General features: G+C 54.1%; 11 protein-coding genes. 8 read left to right on the top strand and 3 right to left on the bottom strand.

The window, feature by feature from the left end; genetic code table 11:
* Positions 1–74: 74 nt before the first annotated feature.
* Together V8L71_RS18600 and V8L71_RS18605 are read left to right on the top strand one after the other, a co-directional pair.
* Positions 75–1,988, top strand: a complete 1,914-nt coding sequence (locus tag V8L71_RS18600; RefSeq protein WP_336275093.1) for an ABC transporter ATP-binding protein — start codon at positions 75–77, stop codon at positions 1,986–1,988.
* Positions 1,989–2,015: 27 nt separating this feature from the next.
* Positions 2,016–3,023 (top strand): zinc-dependent alcohol dehydrogenase family protein, encoded by a 1,008-nt coding sequence (locus tag V8L71_RS18605; RefSeq protein WP_336275094.1) that lies wholly within the window; start codon positions 2,016–2,018, stop codon positions 3,021–3,023.
* Positions 3,024–3,112: 89 nt separating this feature from the next.
* On the opposite strand, the gene V8L71_RS18610 is transcribed toward V8L71_RS18605, so the two are convergent.
* Entirely contained in the window at positions 3,113–3,379 is a 267-nt protein-coding gene (locus V8L71_RS18610; RefSeq protein ID WP_336275095.1) for a hypothetical protein, read from the bottom strand.
* 157 nt (positions 3,380–3,536) lie between these two features.
* On the opposite strand from V8L71_RS18610, the gene V8L71_RS18615 reads away from it, so the two are divergent.
* Positions 3,537–4,685 (top strand): hypothetical protein, encoded by a 1,149-nt coding sequence (locus V8L71_RS18615; RefSeq protein WP_336275096.1) that lies wholly within the window; start codon positions 3,537–3,539, stop codon positions 4,683–4,685.
* 35 nt (positions 4,686–4,720) lie between these two features.
* Positions 4,721–5,572 (top strand): mechanosensitive ion channel family protein, encoded by an 852-nt coding sequence (locus V8L71_RS18620; protein ID WP_176301880.1) that lies wholly within the window; start codon positions 4,721–4,723, stop codon positions 5,570–5,572.
* Here the strand turns inward: V8L71_RS18620 and V8L71_RS18625 are convergent.
* Complete coding sequence (locus V8L71_RS18625; protein ID WP_336275097.1) at positions 5,569–6,306, bottom strand: YebC/PmpR family DNA-binding transcriptional regulator; 738 nt, start codon at positions 6,304–6,306, stop codon at positions 5,569–5,571. The two genes, V8L71_RS18620 and V8L71_RS18625, sit on opposite strands and share 4 nt — an antisense overlap.
* A 211-nt stretch (positions 6,307–6,517) precedes the next feature.
* Here V8L71_RS18625 and V8L71_RS18630 point away from each other — a divergent pair, with 211 nt between their 5' ends.
* On the top strand, positions 6,518–7,135 hold the full coding sequence (locus tag V8L71_RS18630; protein ID WP_336275098.1) for a LysE family translocator: 618 nt from the start codon (positions 6,518–6,520) through the stop codon (positions 7,133–7,135).
* 57 nt (positions 7,136–7,192) lie between these two features.
* Positions 7,193–7,681, top strand: coding sequence for a glutathione peroxidase (locus tag V8L71_RS18635; RefSeq protein ID WP_336275099.1), 489 nt, complete (start codon positions 7,193–7,195; stop codon positions 7,679–7,681).
* Here the strand turns inward: V8L71_RS18635 and V8L71_RS18640 are convergent.
* A complete protein-coding gene (locus V8L71_RS18640) occupies positions 7,678–8,064 on the bottom strand; it encodes a DUF7079 family protein (RefSeq protein ID WP_336275100.1) in 387 nt (128 codons plus the stop codon). The two genes, V8L71_RS18635 and V8L71_RS18640, sit on opposite strands and share 4 nt — an antisense overlap.
* Before the next feature lie 207 nt (positions 8,065–8,271).
* On the opposite strand from V8L71_RS18640, the gene fabV reads away from it, so the two are divergent.
* A complete protein-coding gene (gene fabV / locus V8L71_RS18645) occupies positions 8,272–9,483 on the top strand; it encodes an enoyl-ACP reductase FabV (RefSeq protein ID WP_336275101.1) in 1,212 nt (403 codons plus the stop codon).
* Between the two features lie 54 nt (positions 9,484–9,537).
* Positions 9,538–9,753: a hypothetical protein gene (locus V8L71_RS18650; protein ID WP_336275102.1), complete on the top strand. Its 216-nt coding sequence runs from the start codon at positions 9,538–9,540 to the stop codon at positions 9,751–9,753.
* Positions 9,754–10,140 lie beyond the last annotated feature (387 nt).

A 10,140-nucleotide genomic window follows, 5' to 3' on the forward strand; every position in this document is an offset into this window, starting at 1 on the left:
GCATTTTTTCCGCTTCCCTGTCAGGGTATCGGCGCTGTAGGCAATGTTACCCGCGTTCTTCACAAGGAAAATATATGCTGTCGCGTGTTTTACAGCCGCTATTTCGTTACTTCGAAACGCGGGTTGATCCCTATCCTGAAGGCAACGTTGAAACGCCGCCTAAAGGCTTGATGCCGTTTATTGTGCACTTTTCCCGTCCGATGTTGCCGCTGTTACTGCTAATGACGCTGTTCACGGCGCTGGTGTCGGCGGCTGAAGTGGTTTTCTTCAGCTACATGGGTCAACTGGTCGATTGGCTGGGCAATGTTGAACGTGCAGGCTTTTGGGCTGAAAACGGCCTGTGGCTTGCTGGCCTGGGGCTAGTGCTGCTGATCGGCTTGCCGCTGTTGGTGCTGATGCAGTCACTGGTCACCCATCAGAGTATTTTCGGCAACTACCCGATGATAGGCCGCTGGCTATCCCACCGCCATATGCTGAGCCAGAGCCTGGCATTTTATCAGGACGAATTTGCCGGGCGGGTGTCGCAAAAAGTGATGCAAACGGCGCTGGCGATCCGCGAGACCGTCACCAAGGTGATGGATTTATTGGTCTACGCCATCGTCTATTTCACTGGCGCGGCCTACCTGCTAGGCCGGGCGGATCTGTTGCTGCTGATCCCTCTGGGCTTATGGCTGGTGGGCTACCTGGCGATCATGCGCTACTTTGTGCCGCGCCTGCGAGATGTCTCCATGGCCCAGGCGGACGCCCGCGCCCAGATGACCGGCCGCGTGGTGGACAGCTACAGCAATATCCAAACCATCAAGCTGTTTGCCGACACCGAGCGCGAGCAGCGCTACGCCAAAGACGCTATGGAAGGCTTTATGGTCACCGTTCACCGCCAGATGCGCTTGGTGACGATCATGAGCGTGGGTTTGACGCTGCTCAACACGGCGCTGTTGGTAGGTACTGCGGCCATGGCGATCAGCGCCTGGTACACAGAGGCGATTTCCCTGGGCGTTTTGGCGATTGCCATCGCGCTGGTCATGCGTATCCGCTTTATGTCCGACTGGATTTTGTGGGAAGTCGCCGGGCTGTTTGAAAATATTGGCACGGTTCAGGATGGCATGAACACCATCGCTCAGAAGCCTACGATCAACGATGCGCCCAATGCGAAAGCGCTTCAGGTGCCCCATGGCGAAATTGTGTTTGACGCGCTGCGCTTTCAATACGCCCAGGCGAAAGGGGAGAGTAAAAACGTCTTTGATGGATTGAGCCTGACCATCAAACCCGGCGAGAAAATCGGCCTGATTGGTCGTTCCGGGGCGGGTAAATCCACCCTGGCCAATTTGCTGCTGCGTTTTTATGACTTGCAAGGTGGGCAGATATTGATCGATGGGCAGAACATTGCCGAGGTGACTCAAACCTCCTTGCGCCACCAGATTGGCATGGTTACCCAGGACACCTCGCTGCTGCACCGCTCGCTGCGCGAGAACATTCGTTACGGCAGCCCCCACGCCAGTGACGAAGACGTTTGGAACGCAGTGTGCCGCGCCCATGCGGACACCTTTATCAATGATCTGGTCGACCCGAAAGGGCGTCGCGGCCTGGATGCCCATGTGGGCGAGCGCGGAGTGAAGCTTTCCGGTGGGCAGCGCCAGCGGATCGCGATCGCCCGGGTGCTGCTCAAAAATGCCCCGATTCTGGTCCTGGACGAGGCCACCTCGGCGCTGGACTCAGAAGTGGAGGCCGCCATTCAAGAACAGCTGGATACGCTGATGGAAGGCAAAACGGTGATTGCCATCGCGCATCGGCTGTCGACTATTGCCATGCTCGACCGGTTAATTGTGGTGGATGAAGGGTGTATGGTGGAAAGCGGTACCCACCAAGAGCTACTGGCGAAAGGAGGCATCTATGCCAGCCTGTGGCAGCGCCAGTCTGGCGGTTTCCTGGGTCTGGACGTGTCAGAAGATACTTCGTCTGATAACGTGACATTCACATCCACTCAGTAGCATCGACTGTGTAAAGGGAGGTATTTAATGCAAGTGATTACATTGCAACAGCCAGGTGGGCTAGACAACCTAAAGGTGCAGCAGGTGGAAGGCCCTGGTGAACCAGGCGCAGGCGAAATTAAAGTACGCTTACACGCCAGCTCACTGAATTTTCATGACTATGCTGTGGTCGCCGGAATGATTCCCGCCGAAGATGGGCGTATTCCCATGTCGGACGGCGCGGGCGTTGTCGAAGCCGTCGGCGAAGGAGTAAGCGAGTTCGCAGTGGGCGATCATGTGGTCTCGACCTTCTTTCCGCACTGGTTGGAAGGCCCGGCCAGAGTGGGTGACTTTCGCACCACGCCGGGCGACGGCGTGGATGGCTATGCCCGTGAGCAGGTTATACGCCCGGTGGAGTGGTTTACCCATCAGCCCAAGGGTTACAGCCATGCTGAGTCAGCGACGTTAACGACCGCTGGCTTAACCGCATGGCGGGCCTTAGTGGTCGATGGTGACATTAAAGCGGGTGATACGGTACTGGTGCTGGGCACCGGCGGGGTATCCATTTTTGCCCTGCAGTTTGCCCGCCTGATGGGCGCACGGGTAATCGCTACCTCATCGTCGAATGAAAAACTGGCACGGCTGCGGGAAATGGGCGCCGAGCACACCATCAATTATAAGGAGACGCCTGAGTGGGGTAAGCGGGTTAAAGAGCTTACCAACGGCGAAGGCGTTGATCATATCGTCGAAGTGGGCGGCCCGGGTACGCTGCCACAATCCTTTGATGCGATAAAAATCGGTGGGCATATCGCGTTAATTGGCATCCTCACCGGCCGTGAGGGTGAAATACCGACCGCGAAATTAATGGCCAAGCAGGCGAATTTGAAAGGCTTGATCGTCGGCAGTCGTCGCCAGCAGATCGAGATGATTCGTGCGCTGGAAACCCTCGATATGCACCCGGTTATTGACCGGGAATTTCCGCTGGCAGAAATCGCTAACGCCTTTCACTACCAGGAGTCTGGTCAGCACTTTGGTAAGATTTGCCTGACGTACTAAGCCAGTTGGCATCGTCGCTTCTACAATCGCTATAGCTGGAAAGCTTGCACGCCTAGCCGAACTTGTGGGCGTGCAAGATCAAATTCACGTTATTCCGGCAATAGGCTATAGACCACCCCCTTCACTTCAAGCTCAAGTATTTCTTTATAGGGCACTGTAATTCCTTCCACATCACCTGGCGTGCGGTGGCTGTTTTTAATTTCAGTTTCTGGAATTACCTTCACGCCAAGCAAGCCGACATGCTGAATTCTGGCACTGAATCGATTGCCTTCATGCTCGATCAATAGCCGCTCACCAGCGATGCATTTTTCTAATTTGGCGTGTAGCTCTTCTTCGCTGACCTGAACAACACTCATCGCTTTCTCCTTTAGCTGTTGCCTACGACATCCGTCCTATAAGAGCGTTAAATACTGCTTTTAACGACTTTATTTTAGACTATAAGTTCGGTTATGAGGTTAGCCTTTAGGAATGCCGTGCTAAAGTGCTGGTATTTCTAGCGACAGGAATAGGTACATGGGGGAGCAGCCATCATCAGCCGACACACCTTTGTGGGAAGTCGTTGAGCTTGATCAATTTCATACTCCCGAGCAGACCCAGGCCAGCCAGTGGAGACGTTCATTACGCTCGGCGTCAACATGGCTAGTAGGCAAGAGCGCTGCCGAGCAGCAAGTGAAAGAAGAGAGCGAGTTACACGCGCTACCTGAGGTTCGGCTGGCGCATCTAGTGCCACCCATCGATTGGTCGTTTGCAGCTAAGGCGTTAGCGCAACAGCTTGAAAGCTGCGAAGCACCGGTCACCTTTTTTATTACCCCACCTCATAGCGGCCATACATCGGTGGTTAAACAGTGGGCGGAAGAGCACCAAGTTGCCTGTTTACCGCCACCCACGCTTAACGAACTCACCAAGGGGGGCACTGAGTGGGTAGAGCGCTGTGTCAATCAACAAAAGTGGGCAGTGCCAGCCCTTGAGCGCCACTTTTTACGCCATACCCAAGGGATTCAGGGTATTCGTGAGTTTCTTGAGCGCGCTTTAAGCGGCCGTCTGGGACAGGGCGTGATTGGCTGTGACAGCTGGGCCTATGCGTATCTTCAGCAGGTGATCGGAATTGATGGCGCGCCGGTGTTTACCCTGCAATCGATGGAGGGTGAGCATCTGTCACACTACTTTGCGGCGATGGCGGCTCATGAGGGGCAGCCTCCAGCGGTCTACAGTACGCGAACCGGCAAGCAGGTATTGTCCGATTCAGCATCTGAGCAAAACGGTAAAGCGCCTAATAAAGAGCTCCAGCGCTTAGCGGCTCACTGCCGTGGTCATATAGGACTTGCGTGGCACTACTGGCGCGAGCGGCTGCGTGAGCCAAAAGCAGAAGATGAAGAGGCCCTATGGCTGGTGGATGCCCTCGCCGAGGCGGAGCTTTCCGCCGACACCGGGGATATCGCCACATTGGTACTGCATGCGTTACTGGTTCATGGCGGCCTTGATGACCACGCTCTAGGAGATGTGCTGCCGTTCTCACACCATGAAGCACTGAATGCCCGTTTAGCCCTGCAACGCAAAGGCATTATTTTAAGTTGCGAAGGGCGCTGGCAGGTCGCACCGCTAAGCTACGCGAGCGTTCGTCAGTTATTGGAATCGCGTAATTATCTGGTCGACCCTCTTTAAGCAGCCCTTCTCGATAGGCCCACGGAGGGCATTCCATGGAAGAACAACAGAAGTACGCGCGACTGTTTAACGATATTGATAGCCAAACGCTGATTACGTTAGGTGTCGTGCTGCTAACAACCATTGTGCTGATTATTGTCAGCCAGCGTGGGCTGAACTGGATCGGCAATCGAATGCATGGCCAAGTACGTTTTCGTATTTTTGCCTTGGTGCCGATGACACGCTTGCTGATATTAATTACTGCGCTCGCCATCATCGTACCGACAATTATTGAGCCGTCGCTACGCAACATGGTGACCGTTATGGGGGCGCTGGGCTTAGCCATTGGCTTTGCCATGAAAGATTACGTCAGCAGCCTGATAGCGGGCGTTGTCTCAGCGGTAGAGCTGCCTTATCGGCCCGGTGACTGGGTGCAGATTGAAGATACCTACGGCGAGGTCAAGCACGTTGGCTTGCGCACCGTTGACATCCAAACCCCTGACGATGATTTGGTCTATGTGCCGCATTTAAAGCTGTGGGATCACGCCGTTTATAATGCCAACAACGGCGGTACCAGCCTGCAGTGCGTGGCGAGCTTCTATCTTCACCCGGAGCACGAAGCAGGCTGGGTGCGCAAAGCATTGCGCGATGTGGCGCTAACCAGTGCCTATCTGAAGTTCGATAAGCCAATTATTGTCGTAGCCGAAGAGAAACCCTGGGGCACCCACTACCGTATTCGCGCCTACCCGGTGGATCCTCGCCAGCAATTTTTGTTTATTACCGATCTTACCTTACGCGGCAAAAAAGTGCTGAGTGCCGCGGGCGTACAGTCAGCGATGTTGCCACCGGATGCGGCCTTGGATACTCGCAACGCGGTGGGCTCGGCTTCCTCGAGAGGCAGTGATTAGCTCTCGCTTTCCTTGGGCAGCTCACCGCTGTGATAGACGTTTTGCACGTCGTCCAGCTCGTTGAGCATGCCCAGGAATTTTTCAAACATTGCCACGTCATCGCCTTCAACCGGCGTGGTGGTTTGCGGCAGAAACTGAATTTCGTCAACCTCAAAGTCAATCTCGCCGAACGCATCCAGCAGCGCCTGTTTGGCTTTAGCATAGTCGGTATGCGGCGCGAAAACGGTAATACGCTCGCCTTCTTCCTGTTCAATGTCGGTGACATCGACATCGGCTTCCATCAATGCTTCCAGCACGGCGTCTTCATCGCTTCCGGCGAAGGAGAAGATGGCGCAGTGGTCAAACATATGGCTAACGCTGCCGGGCGTACCAATTTTACTCTTGGTTTTGGTAAAGCAGCCGCGCACATCGCCAAAGGTGCGGTTGGGGTTGTCGGTTAGACAGTCGACAATCACCATCACATTGCCAGGGCCAAAGCCCTCATAGCGTGCGGCAGAGAAATCTTCCCCACCGGCACCGCTGGCTTTATCGAGCGCTTTATCAATCACGTGAGAGGGCACTTGGTCTTTTTTAGCCCGCTCCATTAAACCGCGCAGTGCTAAGTTACCGTTCGGGTCGGTACCACCAGCTTTGGCGCAGACGTAAATTTCGCGCCCGTATTTGCTGTAGACCTTGGTCTTTGCATCGGCCGTTTTGGCCATAGATTCCTTACGGTTCTGAAAAGCCCTACCCATGTTGCCGTCCTGTGTTAGCCATACGCCCCTCGCATTGAGCGGCGATTCTGAAAGTTATAAGTGGAAATAAGTGCGAAAAAAGCAAATTTTACCCAACAGCGTACCATGCTAACAGCGTTATTTAAGACGCTGGCCGAAGTGTTGCTTGGCTTAGCGTATACTGGCGCCTACGCCTCATATCGTGATGTCGTCCCTTCAAGGAGAAAATCGCATGCCGTTGACACTGTGGCTATCACTTGCCGCTATCTGTGCCATGGGCGCTATGTCGCCGGGGCCAAGTTTGGCACTGGTGCTACGCCATACATTAGGCGGTGGTCGTTTTGTCGGTGTCACGGCAGCCATATTTCATGCGCTGGGCGTGGGATTTTACGCGCTATTGACCGTGTGGGGGTTGGGGGCATTAATTGCCGGTTTTCCGCTGCTGTTCCAACTGATTACCTGGTGCGGCGCCGCTTATTTGGCATGGCTGGGGATTAAAGCGTTGCGCGCCGGTCAAGCGGGCGCCTTACAGCCGGTAGTGATGACCACTAACCGGGGCCAAGCAGCCAAAGAGGGCGTGCTCGTCGCGTTAGGTAACCCTAAGCTAATCCTCTTTTTTGTCGCCCTGCTAAGTCAGTTTGTAACACCGGGCATGAGTGCGGTGGCCAAAGCTATAATAGTGCTAACAGCGATGATTATTGATGGTGGTTGGTACGTGTTGGTGGCTGTGTTGCTTTCCCACTCACGCATTTTGCCTTGGCTGCAACAACGTGCCCACTGGATTAACCGCGTTACCGGGGTGCTACTAATCGCGCTAGCACTAAGAGTGGTCGCTGGGCCGCTGGTGTAAAAAGTAGAGTCGTGGCATGGTGATAGCTATGCCGTTTGGTGTTTGTGGGGCTCAACGATGATTTACGATCAAGATTGTTTTAACCACCAAGGGCTGCCGTTTAATCTGCGCGCACTGCGCGGCCAAGTGCTGTTAGTGGTCAATGTCGCCAGCCAATGCGGCTTCACTCCGCAGTTAAAAGAGCTTGAAACCCTCTACCAGCGTTACCGGGATCGCGGCTTCACTGTACTCGGCTTTCCGTGTAACCAGTTCGGCCGCCAGTCGCCGGAAAACGCCCAAGCGTTTTGCCAGTTTGGAGAGCAGCAGTTTGGGGTGACGTTTCCACTGATGGAGAAGGTAAAAGTGAACGGGGGAGATGCGCATCCGCTCTTTATATGGCTTAAAGGCGAGGCACCTGGTGTGCTTGGTACGAAAGCGATCAAATGGAATTTTACTAAGTTTCTGATAGGCCGCGATGGCAATGTTATTGCCCGCTTTGGTCCGCGCGATCACGGGCGCCCGTTGCGCCTGGCGTTAGAGCAGGCGTTGGATCAAACCTACCCCTAAATTTTTTCCCCCCGCACGACAGCGACGCGGCTCATTAGCGCATTCCAGCGGTGACGAACCATCATCGTGGTTAACCCCGAAAACAGCGCCCAGCTTTTGCGCCGCCAGCCCTTCAAGCGCATGTTGTGATTAACCAACTGCTTCATCAGCTTATAATCGTCAAATTGTCGCCACTCGCTGGCGATTGAAAGCTGGTGGCGAGACATCACCGGGGCCATTTCCAAGCGAAACATCCACTCAAGTTCATTGAGGGTCATGTCGTAGCGCTGCACGACCTCTACCATATGGGCGTAATCGCGTTCGCTGGGTTCACGATCAAGCCACAGCGGGGCTAGCGCTAGCCAAAGGTCACCACGTTCATCTACTAGCTGCTGTGCATTCATGGTCGCCTCATTGGAAAAGTCGGTGCTTAGGCAACTATCGTGACGTGAAAGCGCCCCTAGCTCAAGGGCGGACAATAGCGCACGGCTACACATTAGCTCAAGAGCGGACACACGGCACGGAGACAGCTAGAATAGCCCCACTGAGTCAAAAAGTTGCCTTGGCAGGGCGACGTTGGTAACCAAATCAATCCTATAACGAGGTTCAATGTGATTATTAAACCCAAAGTGCGCGGCTTTATTTGTACCACCACTCACCCCATTGGCTGTGAGCAGAATGTTCGCGAGCAGATTGAAGCAACCCGCGCCCGCGGTTTGGATAAGCAGGCTGGCCCGAAAAAAGTATTGGTGATAGGGGCTTCGAGTGGCTATGGCTTGGCCGCACGTATTACCGCGGCGTTTGGCTATGGGGCCGATACGCTAGGTGTCTTCTTTGAAAAGCCCGCCACCGATAAAAAGCCAGGCACCGCAGGCTGGTACAACAGTGCGGCTTTCGATAAGTTTGCCAAGCAGGAAGGGCTTTATAGCAAGTCGATCAATGGCGATGCGTTCTCCCATGAAGCGCGGGAAAAAGCCATTGAGCTGATCAAGCAAGACATGGGCGAGATTGATCTGGTGGTCTACTCGCTGGCATCGCCCGTGCGTAAGCTGCCTGACAGCGGCGAGCTGAAGCGTTCCAGCCTGAAGCCGATTGGCGAAACCTACCGTGCCACCGCAATCGACACTAATAAAGACGCCATCATCGAAGCGGAAGTAGAGCCTGCCACCCAGCAAGAGATCGACGACACCATCACCGTAATGGGTGGCGAAGATTGGGAACTGTGGATGCAAGCCCTTGACCAAGCCGGTGTGTTGGCGAAAGGCGCGCGCAGTGTGGCATTTAGCTATATCGGTACCGAAATCACCTGGCCGATCTACTGGCATGGCGCGTTAGGTAAAGCCAAGGAAGACCTGGATCGCGCTGCCGCGGTGATCGACAGCAAATTAAAAGCGAGCGGCGGTGGCGCCAACGTTGCTGTACTGAAATCGGTCGTTACCCAGGCGAGTGCGGCGATTCCGGTGATGCCGCTGTATATCGCCATGGTCTATCGCATCATGAAAGAGCAGGGGCTGCACGAAGGCACTATTGATCAATTAAACCGCCTATTCGGCGAGCACCTCTACTCAGCCCAAGGACAGCGGGGCGAACTCGTGACGGATGAGGCTGGGCGTCTGCGTTTGGATGACTGGGAGCTGCGTGACGACGTTCAGCAAGCTTGTCAGGATCTATGGCCAGAGGTGACCACCGAGAACTTGTTCGACATTACCGACTATGCTGGTTATAAGCACGAATTCTTGAAGCTGTTTGGTTTCGAGCGTGACGACGTAGATTACGATGCTGACGTCAATCCAGAGGTTACGTTCGATGTCGTCAATCTGTAAGTCATTCACCTAGGCGTTAGTGACGCCTATTCGACCGGAACGCGGGAGGTGTTTATGGATACTAAGGAAAGCAAAACCCCGGAAGAACAGAAAGAGCACATCATTGGTGAGCGGGTGCCTGAGGATCTTGAATCGTCCAAGCCACATCTTCAGCCTGAAGCCAAGAAGCGACCAAGCGGTTTATATAAATTACTCCCAGTGGTGGTCATTATTCTTGGAGTGATTGTGGTGAGTATCATCGTGCTAGGCATCATTAATCGCGGTAACTAGCCAGTCACCACGCTGACGTATTGCCGGGCCGAGCGCCCGGCAATTTTGTTTTGGCAAGAACGCTTAACGTATTGAAGGAGACTTATTACTTTCAACCGTTGTTAAATTTCGCCTATAAATTCGTCAGAGGGCGAAAGCTCTGCTAAGAAAGGAAGAGGTTATAAAAAGTTAATACCTTTCAAGCAGGAGGATATATGACACGAGTAGCACGCGTGGAGCCTATCAGTAACAAGCGAGACAATAAGCTTATTATTTCGGGTTGGCGAGTGCGGTGATTTTCAACCCAGTTGTCCAAATGGCTGAGCTTAAGCAGCCTTTTTATTACGCTCGATTTCCTTCACTTTTCCTGGGTTAAGCGACACTGAACCAGTGACCCCCCAGTTTCGG

This window comes from Vreelandella indica (genome assembly GCF_037070225.1).
GTDB classification, from domain to species: domain Bacteria; phylum Pseudomonadota; class Gammaproteobacteria; order Pseudomonadales; family Halomonadaceae; genus Vreelandella; species Vreelandella arctica.

Bases quoted from the DNA above. Each gene is read 5' to 3' on its own strand.
- V8L71_RS18600 (WP_336275093.1), top strand. From the start codon at position 75: ATGCTGTCGCGTGTTTTACAGCCGCTATTTCGTTACTTCGAAACGCGG.
- V8L71_RS18605 (WP_336275094.1), top strand. From the start codon at position 2,016: ATGCAAGTGATTACATTGCAACAGCCAGGTGGGCTAGACAACCTAAAG.
- V8L71_RS18610 (WP_336275095.1), bottom strand. From the start codon at position 3,379: ATGAGTGTTGTTCAGGTCAGCGAAGAAGAGCTACACGCCAAATTAGAA.
- V8L71_RS18615 (WP_336275096.1), top strand. From the start codon at position 3,537: ATGGGGGAGCAGCCATCATCAGCCGACACACCTTTGTGGGAAGTCGTT.
- V8L71_RS18620 (WP_176301880.1), top strand. From the start codon at position 4,721: ATGGAAGAACAACAGAAGTACGCGCGACTGTTTAACGATATTGATAGC.
- V8L71_RS18625 (WP_336275097.1), bottom strand. From the start codon at position 6,306: ATGGGTAGGGCTTTTCAGAACCGTAAGGAATCTATGGCCAAAACGGCC.
- V8L71_RS18630 (WP_336275098.1), top strand. From the start codon at position 6,518: ATGCCGTTGACACTGTGGCTATCACTTGCCGCTATCTGTGCCATGGGC.
- V8L71_RS18635 (WP_336275099.1), top strand. From the start codon at position 7,193: ATGATTTACGATCAAGATTGTTTTAACCACCAAGGGCTGCCGTTTAAT.
- V8L71_RS18640 (WP_336275100.1), bottom strand. From the start codon at position 8,064: ATGAATGCACAGCAGCTAGTAGATGAACGTGGTGACCTTTGGCTAGCG.
- V8L71_RS18650 (WP_336275102.1), top strand. From the start codon at position 9,538: ATGGATACTAAGGAAAGCAAAACCCCGGAAGAACAGAAAGAGCACATC.